The sequence below is a fragment of the Streptomyces sp. NBC_01463 genome (genome assembly GCA_036227345.1).
Lineage (GTDB): Bacteria > Actinomycetota > Actinomycetes > Streptomycetales > Streptomycetaceae > Streptomyces.
On sequence record CP109468.1, the window covers coordinates 4,409,641 to 4,427,485 of the forward strand.

14 protein-coding genes are annotated in these 17,845 nt (G+C 72.5%); 6 read left to right on the forward strand and 8 right to left on the reverse strand.

Annotated features, from left to right (window positions below):
• Positions 1–14: 14 nt before the first annotated feature.
• The 4 genes from OG521_19465 to OG521_19480 all read left to right on the forward strand — a co-directional run bounded on the left by OG521_19465 (position 15) and on the right by OG521_19480 (position 4,968).
• Complete coding sequence (locus OG521_19465) at positions 15–2,504, forward strand: MFS transporter (protein WUW22850.1); 2,490 nt, start codon at positions 15–17, stop codon at positions 2,502–2,504.
• Between the two features lie 212 nt (positions 2,505–2,716).
• A complete protein-coding gene (locus OG521_19470) occupies positions 2,717–3,535 on the forward strand; it encodes a YceI family protein (protein WUW22851.1) in 819 nt (272 codons plus the stop codon).
• 24 nt (positions 3,536–3,559) lie between these two features.
• Positions 3,560–4,030 carry a PPOX class F420-dependent oxidoreductase gene (locus OG521_19475; protein WUW22852.1) on the forward strand — a complete coding sequence of 157 codons (471 nt, stop codon included), beginning with the start codon at positions 3,560–3,562 and terminating at the stop codon, positions 4,028–4,030.
• Between the two features lie 5 nt (positions 4,031–4,035).
• Positions 4,036–4,968, forward strand: coding sequence for a D-2-hydroxyacid dehydrogenase (locus OG521_19480; protein ID WUW22853.1), 933 nt, complete (start codon positions 4,036–4,038; stop codon positions 4,966–4,968).
• Here OG521_19480 and OG521_19485 read toward each other — a convergent pair.
• Both OG521_19485 and OG521_19490 read right to left on the reverse strand, forming a co-directional pair.
• Positions 4,962–5,768: a TetR/AcrR family transcriptional regulator gene (locus OG521_19485; GenBank protein ID WUW22854.1), complete on the reverse strand. Its 807-nt coding sequence runs from the start codon at positions 5,766–5,768 to the stop codon at positions 4,962–4,964. The two genes, OG521_19480 and OG521_19485, sit on opposite strands and share 7 nt — an antisense overlap.
• Positions 5,769–5,917: 149 nt before the next feature.
• Entirely contained in the window at positions 5,918–7,441 is a 1,524-nt protein-coding gene (locus OG521_19490; protein WUW22855.1) for an MFS transporter, read from the reverse strand.
• A 141-nt stretch (positions 7,442–7,582) separates the two neighbouring features.
• Between OG521_19490 and OG521_19495 the strand changes: the two genes are divergently transcribed.
• A complete protein-coding gene (locus OG521_19495) occupies positions 7,583–8,446 on the forward strand; it encodes an endonuclease/exonuclease/phosphatase family protein (GenBank protein ID WUW22856.1) in 864 nt (287 codons plus the stop codon).
• A gap of 12 nt (positions 8,447–8,458) precedes the next feature.
• Here OG521_19495 and OG521_19500 read toward each other — a convergent pair whose 3' ends face one another.
• From OG521_19500 to OG521_19525, 6 genes are all read right to left on the reverse strand, one after another.
• Complete coding sequence (locus tag OG521_19500; protein WUW22857.1) at positions 8,459–10,606, reverse strand: glycosyltransferase family 39 protein; 2,148 nt, start codon at positions 10,604–10,606, stop codon at positions 8,459–8,461.
• Positions 10,603–11,970, reverse strand: a complete 1,368-nt coding sequence (locus tag OG521_19505; GenBank protein WUW22858.1) for a bifunctional glycosyltransferase family 2/GtrA family protein — start codon at positions 11,968–11,970, stop codon at positions 10,603–10,605. The genes OG521_19500 and OG521_19505 overlap by 4 nt, the downstream gene beginning before the upstream one ends.
• 26 nt (positions 11,971–11,996) lie before the next feature.
• Entirely contained in the window at positions 11,997–13,592 is a 1,596-nt protein-coding gene (locus OG521_19510) for a HAMP domain-containing histidine kinase (GenBank protein WUW22859.1), read from the reverse strand.
• Entirely contained in the window at positions 13,585–14,325 is a 741-nt protein-coding gene (locus OG521_19515) for a response regulator transcription factor (GenBank protein ID WUW22860.1), read from the reverse strand. Before OG521_19515 ends, OG521_19510 begins: the two co-directional genes overlap by 8 nt.
• A gap of 90 nt (positions 14,326–14,415) precedes the next feature.
• Positions 14,416–15,297, reverse strand: coding sequence for an amidohydrolase (locus OG521_19520; GenBank protein ID WUW22861.1), 882 nt, complete (start codon positions 15,295–15,297; stop codon positions 14,416–14,418).
• A gap of 33 nt (positions 15,298–15,330) precedes the next feature.
• Positions 15,331–16,221, reverse strand: a complete 891-nt coding sequence (locus tag OG521_19525) for a DUF2797 domain-containing protein (GenBank protein ID WUW22862.1) — start codon at positions 16,219–16,221, stop codon at positions 15,331–15,333.
• A 184-nt stretch (positions 16,222–16,405) separates the two neighbouring features.
• On the opposite strand from OG521_19525, the gene OG521_19530 reads away from it, so the two are divergent.
• Entirely contained in the window at positions 16,406–17,806 is a 1,401-nt protein-coding gene (locus OG521_19530; GenBank protein ID WUW22863.1) for an FAD-binding oxidoreductase, read from the forward strand.
• Positions 17,807–17,845 lie beyond the last annotated feature (39 nt).

Consider the following 17,845-nt stretch of genomic DNA (forward strand, 5'->3'; position numbering starts at 1 on the left):
AGACAAGGATTTAAATGGCTACGACCACACCAACCGGTGTGCGGGGCGGCCACGCCAAGCACGGAGGGAACGACTCCTCCGACGGCACGCCGATGACACACCGGCAGATCATGGAAGCGCTCACCGGGCTGTTGCTCGGCATGTTCGTCGCGATTCTGTCGTCCACCGTCGTCTCCAACGCCCTGCCGGAGATCATCTCCGACCTGGGCGGCGGCCAGAGCGCCTACACCTGGGTCGTCACGGCCTCGCTGCTGGCCATGACGGCGACCACCCCCCTGTGGGGCAAGCTCTCGGACCTGTTCAGCAAGAAGCTGCTGGTCCAGATAGCACTGATCATCTACGTCGCGGGCTCGGTCGTCGCCGGTATGTCGACCAGCAGCGGCATGCTGATCGCCTGCCGTGTGGTGCAGGGCATCGGCGTCGGCGGTCTCTCCGCCCTGGCCCAGATCGTGATGGCCGCGATGATCGCCCCGCGCGAGCGCGGCCGCTACAGCGGCTACCTCGGCGCGGTCTTCGCCGTCGCCACCGTCGGCGGCCCGCTGCTCGGCGGTGTCATCACCGACACCAGCTGGATGGGCTGGCGCTGGTGCTTCTACGTGGGTGTGCCGTTCGCGGTCATCGCCCTGATCGTGCTCCAGAAGACCCTGAAGCTCCCGGTCGTCAAGCGTGAGGTCAAGGTCGACTGGACCGGCGCCTTCTTCATCAGCGCCGCCGTCTCGCTGCTGCTCCTCTGGGTGACCTTCGCGGGCGACAAGTACGACTGGATGTCCTGGCAGACCGGCGCGATGCTCGCGGGTTCCCTGGTCCTCGTGCTGCTGTTCGTCTTCACCGAGTCCCGGGCCAAGGAGCCGATCATCCCGCTGCGGCTCTTCCGCAACCGGACGATCACGCTCGCCTCGCTCGCCTCGCTGTTCGTCGGTATCGCGATGTTCGCGGGAACCGTCTTCTTCAGCCAGTACTTCCAGCTGGCACGCGGCAAGTCGCCGACGATGTCCGGTGTGATGACGATCCCGATGATCACGGGTCTCTTCCTCTCGTCGACCCTCTCGGGCCAGATCATCACCAAGACGGGCCGCTGGAAGGCCTGGCTGGTCAGCGGTGGCTTCCTGCTCACCGCGGGCCTCGGGATGCTCGGCACCATCCGGTACGACACCACGTACTGGCACATCGCGATCTTCATGTTCGTGATGGGTCTCGGCATCGGCATGATGATGCAGAACCTGGTGCTCGCCACGCAGAACCAGGTCGACCCCTCGGACCTCGGTTCGGCCAGCTCCGTCGTCACCTTCTTCCGTTCGCTCGGTGGTGCGATCGGGGTCTCGGCCCTGGGCGCCGTCATGGCGAACCGCGTCACCCACTACGTCAAGGACGGCCTGGCGGACCTCGGTCCGCAGGGCGCGGCCCTCGGCCACGGCGGGACGGGCGGCGGGGGCATCCCCAACCTGGACACGCTGCCCGCACCGTTCCGCACGGTCGTGGAGGCCGCGTACGGGCACGGCGTCGGTGACGTCTTCCTGTACGCCGCTCCGGCCGCGCTGCTCGCCTTCCTGATCACGATCTTCATCAAGGAGGTCGCGCTCAGGACGAACGCCGCCAACGACGCACCGGCCCCGGCCGAGACCGCGGCACTCGCCGAGGTCCCCTCCGGTACCGCCGCCCTGGTCTCCGAGGGAACCGCCGGCGTCACCGCCGTGGACACCCTTCAGGACCCGGTGGCCGCCCCGGTGACGGCCGTGCAGGGCACCGCGGTCCGCGGTGTGGTGCGCGGCGCCGAGGGTGTGCCGGTCGCCAAGGCCGCCGTCACGCTGATCTCGCTGGGCGGCCGGCAGCTGGGCATCTCGGTCGCGCAGGCCGACGGCTCCTACGGGCTGGACGCCCCGGGCGCCGGAAGTTACGTGCTGATCGCGTCCGCCGACGGTTTCCAGCCGCAGGCGTCCACCGTGGTCGTCGGTGACTCACCGCTCGCCTACGACATCCTGCTGGCCGGCACGAGCGGCCTGGCCGGGACCGTGCGGGCCGCCGAGGGCGGCACTCCGGTCGAGGGCGCCATGGTCATCGTGACCGATGTGCGCGGCGACGTGCTGGCGACCGGCAAGTCCGGCGACGCGGGCGAGTTCACCTTCGGTGAGCTGGTCCCCGGCGCGGTGACCGTCGCGGTCAACGCGGCCGGCTTCCGCCCGCTGGCGCTGCCTGTCGAGGTCGGCGGCCAGGGTGTCACCCGGGTCGACGCCGCACTGCAGTCCGGTGCGCTGGTCCAGGGCGTGGTGCGGGCCGGCACGAGCCGGCGGCCGCTGCCCGACGCCCGGGTCACGCTGGTCGACGCGGCCGGCAACGTGATCGCCACTTCGACGACCGGGGAGGACGGGGCGTACGCCTTCGCCGACCTGGACGCGGGCGAGTACTCGGTCATCGCGACCGGCTACCCGCCGGTGGCCGGCGCCCTGACCGTGGCCGGTCGCGGGGTCGACGGCCACGACATCGAGCTCGTCCACCCGGGCGCGTAACCGGTCCGGGGGTTCTCCCCGGACCCGCAGGACCCCTGGCGGGACGGCACTTCGAGCGGAGAGTCTGTCCGGGCAGGCGGAAAATGGGCCCCGGCGGTGGGGACGGCAGGCAGGGGACGGCCTGCCGTCCCCGCCCCGGGGCCCGACTCATTGAGTGACCCGTTCCGGGAGCGGACGGGCCATTGAGCAAGGACGCAAGGAGAGAAAACGGGATGGGACTTCGCGCACAGGTACGCACGCGGGACGGCTGGGCCGTCCAGCACGCGGTCGTGACGGTCACCGACATGACCGGTACGCAGGTGCTGCGGGCCGCCGCCGACGAGGACGGGACGGTGCGGACCGACACCCCGCTGTCCGCGGGCGCGTACACCGTGATCGTGACGGCGGTCGGGTACGCACCCGCCGCCTCCACCGCCCTCGTCACGGCGAGCGGCCGGGTCGAGGCCGGCACTGTGGTGCTGGCCCGCCAGGGCGGCGTGGAGCTGCCGCCGCCGGGCGCCTGGTCGCTGGACCCGGCGCACTCCTCGGTCGCCGCGGTCGCCCAGCACCTGGGGATCTCCAGCGTGCACGGCCGGTTCACCGAGTTCGGCGGCCGGATCGAGATCGCCGAGGACGTCCAGCGCTCCCGCGTGGACGCGGTCATCAGCGCGGCCAGCATCGACACCGGCAACGGCATGCGGGACAAGCACCTGCGGTCGCCCGACTTCCTGGACACCGAGCGGTTCCCGGAGATCACCTACCGCTCCGGCGGACTGACCCCGGCGGGCCCCGACCGCTGGACCGTGCACGGCGAGCTGACGCTGCACGGCGTGGAGCGCCCGGTCGATCTGGACCTGAGCTACCTCGGCACCGGCCCCGACCCGTGGGGCGGCGTCCGTGCGGCGTTCCGTGCCACGGCCGAGCTGCGCCGCGAGGACTTCGCCATGAACTACAACCAGGTGGTCCAGGCGGGCATCTCGGCGATCGGCACGACGCTGCGGGTGGAGCTCGACATCCAGGCCGTGCAGGGCGATTCCCTGCCGACCGCCTGACCGCACGGTCGTAGGGTCGGTTCCATGGCATCCAACATCGCGACCAACACCGCCGTGGAACTCGACGACTTGCTGGCCTTCGTACGGCCCCGGCACCGGGCGATCCTGCTGACCACCCGGTCCGACGGCCGCCCCCAGGGCTCGCCGCTCACCTGCGGCGTCGACGACGCCGGCCGGATCGTCGTCTCGACCTACCCCGAACGGGCCAAGACCCGCAACGCCAAGCGCGACGAGCGGGTCAGCGTCATCGTCCTGTCGGACGAGTGGAACGGGCCGTGGGTCCAGGTCGACGGTTCGGCCGAGGTGATCGACTCACCGGACTCGGTCGAGCCGCTGGTCGAGTACTTCCGGAACATCTCGGGGGAGCACCCCGACTGGGACGAGTACCGGGCGGCCATGCTGAAGCAGGGCAAGTCGATCATCAGGATCACCCCCGAGCGGTGGAGCCCGGTCGCCACCGGCGGCTTCCCGGCGCACCTGGCCCCGGGCAGCTGACCGCTATGACGCTCCCGCCGCCCCCTGCCGAACGGCTCGCCCGGGCCCGGCTGCTGGCCGGCCCCGAGGTGGGGCCCACCACGGCCGCCGCCCTGGAGCGGGCCACCGGACACCGGGTGGAGCGCGCCGCGGACGCCGGAGGCGGCCCCTACGTCTACGTGGGGGCCACACTGCCCGAGGCGCTGCGCGGGGACGGCCTGCTCTGGTTCCACAGCGTGAACGCCGGTACGGACGCCCTGCTGGGCGCCGGGCCGTGGCCGGCCGGTGCGCTGCTCACCCGGACGGTGGGCCGGATGGGCGAACGGATCGCGCAGTACGTGCTGGGCTGGGTGCTCGCCGAGTGCCAGTCGGTCCCGGAGTTCGCCGTACAGCACGCCCGGGCCGAGTGGCGCCGCATCCCCTCGGAACTCGCGGCCGGGCAGACGGCCCTGGTTCACGGCACCGGACGGATCGGCTCGTCCGTCGCCGGGCTGCTGCGGGCGTGCGGCATCCGGACGGTGGGCGTGGCCCGCACACCGCGCGAGGTGCCGCCGGGCTTCGACGCGCTGGCCCGTCCGGACGAGCCGGTGGCCGCCCGCTGGGTGGTGGCCGCGCTGCCGCTGACGGACGCGACGGCCGGGTACTTCGGGGCGGACCGGTTCGCGGCCATGGGCGGGGCCACCTTCGTCAACGTGGGCCGGGGCGCGACCGTGGACCTGGCCGCGCTGGAGCGGGCGCTGCGTGCGGGCACGGTCGGGCGGGCGGTGCTCGACGTCCTGCCCGATGAGCCCGCGGCGCCGGACGATCCCTGCTGGCGGCTGCCCCGTACGGTCATCACCTCGCACTCCGCGGGCATCACGGCCGACGAGGACGTGGTCACGGACTTCACGGCCTGTCTGCGGGAGCTGACGGCGGGGCGGCTCCCGGCGCTCGCCGTGGACACGGCTCGCGGCTACTGACGGGGGCGGGCCTCTTCCCCGTCCCCGGCTTGCTCCCGTCCGGCCCGCTCCCGCATCGCGACGATGCCCGCGATCAGCAGGTCGAGCGCGAACGCGAAGTCCCGCTCGTGCATCTCGTGCACGGTGTCGGCGCCGCGCGCGGCGATGAGGTCCTGCGAGTTCTCCACGATCGGGCCCAGCTGCGGCTGGCCCTGGATGGCCGCCATCGCCTGCTGGAAGTACTCGTCCTGGGTGAGCCCCGCCTCGGCACTGCGCTGGGCGAACTGGCCCTCGACGGTGCCGAATCCGTACACGAACTGGAAGACCGCGGACAGCGCGCCGGTCTGCCGTCCCATCGGCAGGCCGGTCGCGCGGATCACGTCCTGGATCGCGTACGACATGAGCATCGCGTGCGGGCCCGTGTTGAGGAACTTCCCGACGAGCGGGGAGACCCAGACGTGCCGGACCAGCAGCTCCCGGTAGGCCGTCGCCAACGTGCGCAGCCGGGTCTCCCAGGGCGCGTCCTCCTGCGGGGGGTCGATCTCGCTGTAGACCGAGTCGAGGGCCAGTTCCAGCAGGTCGTCCTTGGTGTCGACGTACCAGTAGAGGGACATCGCGGTGACGTCGAGTTCGGCGGCGAGCCGGCGCATGGAGAACTTCGCGAGCCCCTCGGCGTCCAGCAGCCGGACCGTGGCCGCGGTGATCCGGTCGCGGTCGAGTCCTGCGGGCTGGTCCGGTTTCCGGGCGCGCGACGGTGGCCGGTGGTTCAGCCACACACTCGTCCGGGCAGGGTCCTTCGCGCGGTCGGCCGCGGACACCATGGCGCACTCCTCGTCTCACCGGCGGGACGGACCGGATACGTACTCCGTGCTCACGTACCCGTGCTCACCTACTCCGTGCCCGCATACCGCGTGCTCACGTGTCCGTGCCGGTAAACGGAGCAGTACGGTCCGGTACATCCCGCCTGATGCTATGCCGCCGCCGCGGCAGGATCAGCCTGCCCCGATTCTCCCCGTTCCGCCCGCCGCAGCAGCACCGCGGCCAGCAGACCGCCGGCCAGCACGGCCACCGCCCCCACCAGCATGCTGGTCTCCAGGCCCGAGGAGAAGGCGTCGGTGATGGCCCGCCGCTCCCCCGCACCGTCCGCGGCGGCCAGCGCGGCCGGCAGCGAGGCGGCGCCGACGGCCGACGGGACGAGCGCGGCGAAGCGGGAGTTGAGGACCGCGCCGAGCACCGCGACCCCGAGGCCGTTGCCGCATTCGGCCAGGGTGCCGTTGACCCCGGCGCCGACGCCCGCCTTCTCCGGCGGGATGGCGCTCATGATCGCGTTGGCCATCGCGGGCATGGCGAGCGCGATGCCGGCGCCCATCACCAGCAGGCCGAGCAGGGTGCCGCCGTAACCGTCCCCGCCGAACAGGGCGATCGCGGCGAGGCCCGCGGCGAGCAGCCCCATCCCGGAGGCGATGGTGACCGGCGTACCGAGCCTGGGCACCAGCCGGGCGCCCAGCCCGGTGAGGTTCAGCGCGACGACGCTCAGCGCCAGCGGGGCCGTGCGCAGCCCTGCCTCCAGCGGCCCGTACCCGAGCACGAACTGGAGCTGCTGGGTGAGCAGGAACAGCGAGCCGCCCATTCCGAACGCGACCAGGATCGCGCCCGCGACCGCGCCGATGAACTTCTGGTTCCGGAAGAAGTGCATGTCCAGCATCGGATACGGGATGTGCAGCTCCCACAGCACGAACCCGGTGAGGACGGCGACCCCGACGAAGGCGGTCAGCAGCACCTGGCCGGAGGTCCAGCCGTGGCCCGGGCCGGAGATGATCGCGTACACGACCGCGGCCATGCCGATGGTGGAGAGCAGCGCGCCCAGCAGGTCGGGGCGCTCCCCGCTCGGGTTCTTCGACTCCGGGACCAGCCGCGCCACGGCCACCAGGCCGATCACGGCGACCGGGATGTTGATCAGGAAGATGGCGCCCCACCAGAAGTGGTCGAGCATCACCCCGCCGATCAGCGGGCCGACGGCGAAGCCGAGCGAGCTGACGGTCGACCAGATGCCGATCGCCTTCACCCGCTCGGTGTCGTCGAAGATCTGGACGACGACGGCGAGGGTCGTGGTCATCAGCAGCGCACCGCCGATGCCCATGCCCGCCCGGGCGGCGATCAGCTGCCCGGACGACTGGGCGAGCCCGGCGACCAGTGAGCCGACGCCGAACAGGGCGAGGCCCGCGATCAGCATCTTCTTGCGGCCGTATCGGTCGGCCGAGCTGCCGGCGGTCAGCAGCAGCCCCGACTGCACGAGCGAGTATGCGTTGATCATCCACTGCACATCGGCGGTGGAGGCGTGCAGCTCCCGGGTGAGGGAGGGGATCGCGACGTTGAGGACGGTGTTGTCGAGCAGCACGGTGAGCTGCGCGAGACAGATGACGCCGAGGATCAGCCAGCGCTGCGGATGGCTCGGCGACACAAGGCGGTTCGGCTCGGCGGAGGTCGCCGTCATTCGGACTCCCGGGCGTCGGATCAAGTCCCTATACGGCGTACAGGGGAATCGTTGTACACCGTATAGCCGTGCATGAGCCACGTACAAACGACTTTCCCGCGATAGCGTTCCGGTCGCTGATCCGACAAGGGCTGGAGTGGTATGTCACTGCGTCGTCGTACGGTGGAAGTTCTGCTGGCCGCAGGCCTGTTGGGGGCGGCTCTGATGCCGCCCGCGGCCGCTGCGGGGCACGGGCCGGGTCAGCTGGTGCCCCTGCGCGTCGCCACGTACAACATCCATGCGGGAGCCGGCATGGACAACGTCTTCGATCTCGACCGGCAGGTGGCCGAACTCCGCTCGCTGCACGCGGACGTGATCGGGCTCCAGGAGGTCGACGTCCACTGGGGCGACCGCAGCCAGAACCGCGACCTGGCGGCCGAACTGGGCCAACGGCTCGGCATGCACGTGTCGTTCGCACCGATCTACAGCCTCGATCCGGCGACGGCGGACGCTCCGCGGCGCGAGTTCGGCGTCGCGGTGCTGTCCCGCTACCGCATCGTGAGCGCCGAGAACCACGACATCACCCGGCTCTCCACCCAGGACCCGAACCCGGTCCCGGCCCCCGCGCCCGGCTTCGGCGAGGTGGTGCTGCGGGTGAAGGGGGTCCCGGTGCACGTGTACGCGACGCACCTCGACTACCGCGGCGACCCGTCCGTCCGGACCGCCCAGGTGGCCGACACCCGGCGGATCATGGCAGAGGACCAGGAGTCGGAGCGGCGGCCGGTGCACCAGATCCTGCTCGGCGACTTCAACGCGGCACCGGCCGCGCCGGAGCTGGCCCCGCTGTGGGAGACGCTCACCGACATCGAGCCGGGCGGGCCGACGTATCCGGCGCAGGACCCGGTGCAGCGGATCGACTACGTCGCGGTGTCGAAGGACACCGTGCGGGTACGCGACGCGGCGGTGGCCGAGACGCTCGCCTCGGACCACCGCCCTGTTGTCGCCGACCTGCTGCTGCGGCGCTGAGGGGCTGCCGCCTCAGGCGCTCTTGGGCTGTGTCAGGTCGTAGAAGGTGGCGCTGCCGGCCGTGACCTCCTTGTAGTTGGCCTCCACCCAGGCGGAGATCTTCGACGAGGTGCCGCCGCTGCCGCCCATGCCGCCACCGCCGCCCGTGCCGCTGGAGACGAAGTAGTGGATCCGGCCGTCCTCGACGTACTTCTTGAACTGGGAGAGCGTCGGGGACGGGTCGCTCCCGTTGAAGCCGCCGATCGCCATCACCGGGTCGCCGGTGGCGAGCTGGTAACTGGCCGCGTTCTGCGAGCCGATGGCCGCGGCGGCCCAGGTGTAGTCGTCCGCGTCGGCCGCGAGGAGCTTCTTGGCCGCGGCGTCGACGGACGCGCCGTTGAGCAGCCCGCCCATACCGCCGCCACCGCCCCGTCCGCCCTCGCCCATGCCGGGCATGGCTCCGGGCCGCTGCCCCTGCTGTGCGGTGCCGGTACCGCCCTGCCCCTGCGGGGTGCCGGTCGGGGGCTGCCCGCCCCGGCCACCGGCCGGCGGCTGTCCCATGCCGCCGCCCTGCTGGTTGCCCTGCTGGGCACCCTGCCCGGGCGGCCGCATCCCGCCACCGCGGCCGCCACCGCCGCCCGGACCGCCGCCCATGCCGCCGGAGGCCGGGCCGGCCGTGACGATCGAGCCCTGGTGTCCGGTGTTCAGCGTGCTCACGGTGTACGCGGCCGGCCCGGCCAGTGACGCGGCGAAGCCCAGACCCACCGCGGCGAGCGCCAGCCGGCGCCCCAGCCGCGAGGCGAGCAGCAGGCCCACCGCGCCCACGAGACCGACGACGAGCACCGCCGGCCGCAGCCACGCCTGGTAGTCCGGGGTCCGCCCCAGCAGCACGTACGACCAGTAGGCCGTCACCGCCACCGTGACACCGAGCGCGGCGCCCGCCCACCAGCGGGACCGCTCCTCCCACAGGACCGTGGCGCCCATGCCGACCAGCGCCGCGAGGTAGGGCGCCAGAGCCACCGTGTAGTACTGGTGGAAGATCCCCGCCATGAAGCTGAACACGGCCGTGGTCATCAGCAGCGAGCTGCCCCAGGCGAGGAACGCCGCCCGGGCGGTGTCCGTCCGCTTCGCCCGCCAGGTCAGCCAGACGCCCGCGACCAGCAGGATCAGCGCGGCGGGCAGCAGCCAGGAGATCTGGCTGCCGATCTCGGAGTTGAACATCCGGCCGATGCCGGTCTCGCCCCACTGGCCGCCGGAGCCGCCGCCCGGGCCGCCCCCGCCGCCGACGCTGCCGGTCTCCTCGCCGTTGATCCGGCCGAGCCCGTTGTAGCCGAAGGTGAGCTCCAGGAACGAGTTGTTCTGCGAGCCGCCGATGTACGGGCGCGAGGAGGCGGGCCACAGTTCGACGATCGCCACCCACCAGCCGCCCGCGAGGATCATCGCCAGCGCCGAGAGGCCGAGCTGGCCGAACCGCCTGCGTACGGAGACCGGCGCGAACACCGCGTACAGCACCGCCAGCGGTGGCAGGATCAGGAACGCCTGAAGGGTCTTGGACAGGAACGCCAGACCGACCGCGACGCCCGCCCACACCAGCCACTTGGTGCGGCCGTTCTCCATCGCGCGCAGCACGCAGTAGACCGTGACGGTCATCAGCAGTGCGAGCAGCGCGTCCGGGTTGTTGAAGCGGAACATCAGCGCGGCGACGGGCGTGAGCGCGAACACCGCCATGGTGATCAGCCCGGCGGCGGCACTGAACCGGCGGCGCACGGAGGCGTAGAGCACGCCCGCCGTGGCCGCGGCCATCAGCACCTGCGGGGCCAGGATCGCCCACGAGCTCAGGCCGAAGATCCGCACCGACAGCGCCATCGGCCACAGGGTGGCGGGGGGTTTGTCGACGGTGATGGCGTTGGCCGAGTCCAGCGAGCCGAAGAAGAAGGCCTTCCAGCTCTGGCTGCCGGCCTGCACGGCCGCGGAGTAGAAGGAGTTGGCGTAGCCGGAGGAGCCGAGGTTCCAGAGGTACGCCAGCGTGATGACCAGCAGCATGGCGAGGAAGGCCGGGCGCGCCCAGCGGGGGTCCTCGGGCCTGCCCCGCCACAGCCGGCGCGGCAGCGGGCCGGCCGTCCGTCCGAGGCTCGGCGAGCCCGCGTGGGGTGGGGCCGGGAGGTGGTCGAGCGTGGTCATCGGACGTTCCTCAGTTCGTGGTGGGTGTCGTCGGCCGGGGCGGCGGCCGGGCCGGGCGCGGGGGTGCCCGCCGGGCGGGCCGCGTCACCGCCGCGGCCGCCACCGCTCCGGTCGCGGTCGCGGTCGGGGAAGACCCAGGCGCGGAAGAGCAGGAACCGCAGCACCGTCGCCGCGAGGTTGGCCGCGATCAGCACGGCGAGTTCGGTGCCGTGCGAGGGCGAGCCGGAGGCCGCGCCCAGTGCGGCCAGCGAACCGCTGGTCAGCGCCAGGCCGATGGCGAAGACCACGAGGCCCTGCGCCTGGTGACGGACGGCCCCGCCCCGGCCGCGTACGCCGAAGGTGAGTCTCCGGTTCGCTGCCGTGTTGGCGACGGCCGACACCAGCAGCGCGCCGCCGTTGGCGATCTGCGGGCCGGCGCCCAGCCGGAAGAGCGAGTAGAGGAGCAGGTAGACGAGCGTGGAGAGAGCGCCCACGACGCAGAACCCGACCAGCTGCCGGGCCAGTCCGCCCGGCACCCCGCCGATCCCGCGGTCGCGCGGGTCGTCGCCGAAGGGCCGGGCCAGACGGTCGAGCGGCAGTGCGCCGACGGCCAGCGCCCGCCCGACCCGCCACACGCCCTTCAGGTCCTCGGTGGCGGTCCGCACGATGTGGACCGTCGAGTCGGGGTCGTCGACCCAGTCCACCGGCACCTCGTGGATGCGCAGCCCGGCCCGCTCGGCGAGCACCAGCATCTCGGTGTCGAAGAACCAGCCGGTGTCCTCGACCATCGGCAGCAGCCGCTGCGCGACCTCCCGGCGGATCGCCTTGAACCCGCACTGCGCGTCACTGAACCGGGCGGCCAGCGACGAGCGCAGGACGATGTTGTACGCCCGCGAGATGAACTCCCGCTTCGTGCCCCGCACCACCCGCGAACTGCGGGCCAGCCGCGAGCCGATCGCCAGGTCCGAGTGGCCGGAGATCAGCGGCGCGACGAGCGGGAGCAGTGCGTTCAGGTCGGTGGACAGGTCCACGTCCATGTAGGCGAGGACCGGGGCGTCCGAGTGCGACCAGACGGTGCGCAGCGCCCGTCCGCGGCCCTTCTCCTCCAGCCGGAAGGACCGCACCCCGGGCAGTGACCGTGCCAGGCGCCGCGCCACCTCGGGCGTCCGGTCGGTGCTCGCGTTGTCCGCGACGGTGATCCGGAAGGCGTACGGGAAGGTGCGGGCCAGATGGTCGTGCAGCCGCAGCACGCACGGCTCCAGGTCCTTCTCCTCGTTGTAGACGGGTACCACCACGTCGAGTACGGGGGCACCTGCCGCATCGCCCGCGCGGGCCAGGAGGTGGTCCCGGGCCGGCAGGGTGCTCCAGGGAGTGTCGGTTCGCATGACACCGACACTCGCCAACCGCGCTGTCACACCCGTGTGGTGAGCCTGTGGTCCCGCTGTGAGGTGGTGGAACCGTCCGGGCCCGGACCGCCCGCGTGCCCGCCATCGGCCGGCAGATGGACGGCGAACACCGTGTCCCCGGGCACCGAACGCACCTCGGCGACACCGCCGTGCGCGGCGGTGACGGCCTGCACGATGGCGAGCCCGAGCCCCGTCGAACCGGCGTGCCGGGAGCGCGAGGCGTCCCCCCGCGCGAACCGTTCGAAGACGTGCGGCAGCAGCTCCGCCGGAATGCCCGGCCCGTCGTCCCGGACCTCCAGCGTCACCCACGGCTGCCCGGCCCCCGCGAGGACCCGGACCGTGACCGTGGTCCCGGGCGGGGTGTGCGTACGGGCGTTGGCCAGCAGGTTGACCAGCACCTGCTGAATCCTGGTCGGGTCGGCCCGGACGGTCGCGGGCACCTCGGGCAGCTCCAGCCGCCAGTGGTGCGTGGACCCGGAGCCGTCCGGTGAGGCGACCCGCCCCGCGACGCGTGCGTCGCTCACCGCGTCGATGACGAGCGGCGAGAGATCAGTGCTCTCGCACGAGAGCGGCCGGCCTGCGTCCAGCCGGGCGAGGAGCAGCAGATCCTCCACCATGCCCGTCATGCGCTCCGCCTCGGACTCGATCCGGCCGAGAGCGTGCCGGGTGTCGGGTCCGGCGTTCTCCCGTCCGCGCCGGGTGAGTTCGGCGTATCCGCGGATCGAGGCGAGCGGGGTCCGCAGCTCGTGGCTGGCGTCGGCGACGAACTGCCGCACCCGCATCTCGCTCTTCTGCCGCACGTCCAGGGCCGAACCGACGTGGCCGAGCATCCGGTTGAGGGCCGCGCCGACCTGCCCGACCTCGGTGCGCGGATCGGCCTCGGCGTCCGGGACCCGTTCGAAGAGGGTGACCTCGCCGCTGTGCAGCGGGAGTTCGGAGACACGGGTCGCGGTGGCGGCCACCCGGCGCAGCGGCCGCAGGGCGACCGTGACCATGGCGGCGCCCGCGATCCCGGCGGCGATGAGCCCGGCCCCGGTGACGCAGACCTCGACGAGGATCAGGGTGGTGATGGCCCGGCTCACCTCTTCGGTGGGGATGCCGACCAGGACGGTCGTCCCGTCGCTCGCGGGGGCGGTGGCCTGCACCCGGTAGCTGCCGAGCCCGGGGAGGTCGACGTCGTGCGCACGGCCGTCCGAGGTGACCCCGGCCGCCTCCAGGGCGGCCTCCTGGGCACCGGTCAGGGGGTCGACGTTCTCCTTGGCGTCGAACCCGCCCCCGTTCACGACCGCGGACTCCGAGACGTCACCGTCCAGGGACAGCGCACCGAACGTCTTCAGCGGCTGCCCGCCCATCCCGATGAAGCCGAGCGGGTCCTTGTTCTTGAGCCCACCGGGAACGGGCTCACCCGGCCTGCGCTCGGCCCGCATCGTGATGTCACGCAGCTGGTCGTCCAGCTTGCCGTACATGTAGGTGTGGAACGCTATGGCGGTCACCGTGCCGATGACGGCCGCGACGACCGCGATCAGCGTCACCGCGGAGACGACGAGCCGCGTCCGCAGCGTCCACGGCCCCTTCGCCAGCCGTTTCACGGTGCTACTCACCGGGCTTGATGAGGTATCCCGCCCCGCGCCGGGTGTGGATCATCGGCGAGCGGCCGGCGTCGATCTTCTTGCGCAGGTAGGAGATGTAGAGCTCGACGACGTTGGCCTGTCCGCCGAAGTCGTAGTTCCAGACCCGGTCCAGGATCTGCGCCTTGCTCAGCACCCGGCGCGGATTGCGCATCAGGAAACGCAGCAGCTCGAACTCGGTTGCCGTGAGGTGGATGTTGGCCCCGCCGCGGCTCACCTCGTGGCTGTCCTCGTCCAGCATCAGGTCGCCGACGACGAGCGTCGACTCGCTGCGCACCGCCGCCGTGCCGGACCGCCGGATCAGGCCGCGCAGCCGGGCCACGACCTCCTCCAGGCTGAACGGCTTGGTGACGTAGTCGTCGCCGCCGGCCGTGAGCCCGGCGATCCGGTCCTCGACGGAGTCCCGGGCGGTCAGGAACAGCACGGGCACGTCGGAGAGCTCCCGGCGCAGCCTGCCGAGGACGGCGAGCCCGTCCATGTCGGGCAGCATCACGTCGAGGATCACCGCGTCGGGCCGGAAGTCCCGGGCCGTGCGCAGGGCGCCCGCGCCGTCCCCCGCGCTGCGCACCTCCCAGCCCTCGTAGCGAAGCGCCATGGAGAGCAGCTCGGCCAGCGGGGCCTCGTCGTCCACGACCAGCACCCGGACGGGCGTCCGGTCCGGCCTGAGCAGTTCGGTACGCCCCTGGGGCGAGGTCGTCGTCGTCATGCCCCAACCCTGTGAGACGCCCCTGAGAGAGTTCTTTTCCGATTCTGTGAATTCCCTGAGAAAGCGTTCGAGGCGGCCGCCCCCGCGCCCTCAGCAGTCGAACAGCGCCTTCGCGTTGTCGTGGCAGACCGCCCGCAGCCAGTCGTCCCCGAGCCCCAGCCGTTCCAGCGCGTGCAGCTGGTGGGCGTACGGATACGGGATGTTCGGGAAGTCCGTCCCCAGCAGAATCCGGTCGCCGAGCGCCGCGAGCCGCCCGCGCTCCGCCGCCGGGAAGGGGGTGAGCTCCTCCGTGAAGTCGGTGAACGCCATCGTCGTGTCGAGCCGCACCTCCCGGTACGTCTCCGCCAGCGCCAGGAACTCCGCGTACTCCGGCATCCCCATGTGCGCCACGACCAGCCGCAGCCGGGGGTGCCGGGCGAGCAGTCCGCCGACCGGTCCCGGCCCGGTGAACCTGCCGGGCGCGGGCCCCGACCCGCAGTGCGTCACGACGGGGATCCCGGCCTCGGCGAGCAGTCCCCACACCGGGTCCAGCAGCGGATCGTTCGGGTCGTACGCGCCGACCTGGACGTGCGACTTGAAGACCCGGGCCCCCGCGTCGACGGCCTCCGCCACGTACTTCCCGGCGCCCTCCTCCGGGAAGAAGGTCGCGGTGTGCAGACAGTCGGGCACCCGGGCCGCGAATCCGGCCGCCCAGCCGTTCAGCCAGGCCGCCATGCCGGCCTTGTGCGGGTAGAGCATCGAGGTGAACCGGAGCACGCCGAACGAGCGCAGCAGCGCGAGGCGTTCGTCCTCGTCGTGCCGGTAGGCGATCGGCCACTCCATCCCGGTCAGCGGGCCGGCCGAGTCGAAGTACGCCCAGACCTTGCGCAGCACCTGCTCCGGCATGAAGTGCGTGTGGACGTCGATGATCCCGGGCAGTCCGAGCCGCTCATGGAACCGCACCACGTCGTCGCGTCCGTCATCCGTGTCCATCAGGCGCTCCTCCTTCGACCGTCTCCGACGATCTCAGAACAGCCCGGCCTGCGAAGCGCCGCCCCCCGCGGTGACGGTCGGCACGCTCACCCCGCTGTCCGGGCCGGCCGCCGCCAGGTCCCAGCCCGTCATCAGCCGGGTGTCCACCACGACGACCCCGTCCGTCCCGGTGTCCAGATGCAGATCCGGCCCGGCCGCCGCGACCAGCCGCCCCGCGACCGCGCCGCCGTCCACCAGCCCGCTCACCGCCCGCACCGGCCCGGCCGTCCCGGCCGCCCCCTCGATCCCGAAGATGCCCGCGTGGTCGACGGCCTCGAACGGCAGCCGCTCCAGCGCCTCGGGCCAGCCCCGCCCGTCGAGCGCCGCGGCCTTCCCGTACAGCTCCGCCACCTCGCCGGCCCGCTCGCCGGCCACCGGGAGATCAGCCCGCACCGCCCGCTTGCGCGCGTACGGAATCCGGTCCGGCACCCCGAGCGCGGCCCGCAGCACCTCCTCGGCCCGCCGCGCCGCCATCAACGGCCCACGCCCCAGCCAGCTGAAGACCACCGCCCCCTGCTCCCGCAGCCGGGCCGCGCCCCGCTCCTCGGCGGTGATCCCGACCTTCACCATCCCGGGACCGAACCAGGCCAGGTACACGCGGTACGTCCGCGGGTCGTCGGGAATCGTGTCGGCCGCCACCGAATGCGCCCGGTCCAGCCGCCCGCACTCCGCGCAGCGCGCGCCGGTGCTGCGCTCCGGGACCGCGGCCGTCACCGGGCACGCGTTGCCCCGCGCGCCGATGCACGTCCGCCCGCCCGCGGCCCGGAACCCGAGCTCCGTCCCGTACGCCAGCACGCTCCCCCGCGTCTGCCGGCCCCGGTGCCACGCGAGCACCGGACCGCCCCGGTCCTCGGGCCACCGAAGACCGCCGCACTGCCAACCCATGCGTGAACTCCCGGACTTCTGGACGTGGACGGAAAGAGAGGCGAAACGGGATACGAGCCGGATACCGAGGGGCACCACGGATACGAACCCACAATGATCCCACACATATCGCCTTGTGATGTGACCTGCGTCACACTGGAAGGGCGGTGGGTTCGCCACCGGAATCCCTCAGAGGTGTTCGGCCATGACCACCACCATCGACGGAACCGCCCTCGACACCCTGCGCACGGCCCTGCGGGGCCCGGTCGTCGCGCCGGGGGACCCGGACTACGACCCGTCCCGCAGCCTCTACAACGCCATGATCGACCGGCGCCCCGCCGCCATCGCCTCGTGCGTGGACGTCGCGGACGTACGGGCGACGCTCGGCTTCGCCCAGGAGACAGGGCTCGGCCTCGCCGTCCGAGGCGGCGGACACAGCGGGCCCGGCCTGTGCCTGACCGACGGCGGGCTGACCCTCGACCTGTCCCCGATGCGCTGGGTGCGCGTCGACCCCGAGGCCAGAACGGCCCAGGTGGGCGGGGGCAGTCAGCTGGGCGACCTGGACCACGCGGCGGACACCTTCGGCCTCGGCGTGCCGGCCGGAATCATGTCGACGACCGGAGTGGGCGGCCTCACCCTGGGCGGCGGACACGGCTATCTGACCCGCAGATACGGGCTCACGATCGACAGCCTGATCGCCGCGGACGTCGTGCTGGCCGACGGCACCTTCGTCACCGCGAACGAGAACCACCACGCCGACCTGTTCTGGGCGCTGCGGGGCGGCGGCGGCAACTTCGGCGTGGTCACGTCGTTCACGTACCGGCTGCACACGGTGGGCACGGTCGGGGTCGCGGTGACCGTGTGGCCGGTCGACCGCACGGCGGAGGTCCTGCGCTGGTACCGGGAGTTCCTGCCCGCCGCGCCGGAGGACCTCTACGGCTTCTTCGCCCTCCTGTCGGTCCCGCCGGGACCGCCCTTCCCCGAAGCGATCCACGGGCAGAAGATGTGCGGCGTGGTCTGGTGCTGCACGGCCGACCCGGCGTCCGGCCGGCTGGAGGAGCTGCTGAAGGCGGTCGAGGAACCGGCGCCGCCCGCGTTCCACTTCACCAGCCCGATGCCCTACCCGGCCCTGCAGACCATGTTCGACGGGCTGATCCCCAAGGGGCTCCAGTGGTACTGGCGCGGCGACTTCTTCGACGGGATCCCGGACGCGGCGGTCGACGTGCACGCGGAGTTCGGCCGCAACCTGCCCACCGGCCTGTCGACGATGCACCTGTACCCGGTCGACGGAGCCGCCCACCGGGTCGGCCCCGCCGCGACGCCCTGGGCCTACCGGGACGCCACCTGGTCCGGTGTCATCGCCGGCATCGACCCCGACCCGGCCAACGCCGAACGGATCCGCCGGTGGTGCGTCGACTACTGGACCGCGCTGCACCCGCACTCCATGGGCGGCGCGTACATCAACTTCCTCGGGGAGGCGGAGGACCCGGACCGCGTCCGGTCCACGTACGGCGGCAACTACGACCGCCTGGCCGCGGTCAAGCGCACCTACGACCCGGACAACTTCTTCCACGCCAACCAGAACATCCCGCCGGCCGCGGCGTGAGAACCCGTCCGCGACCGCCGGGGAATCGCCCGGGACGCC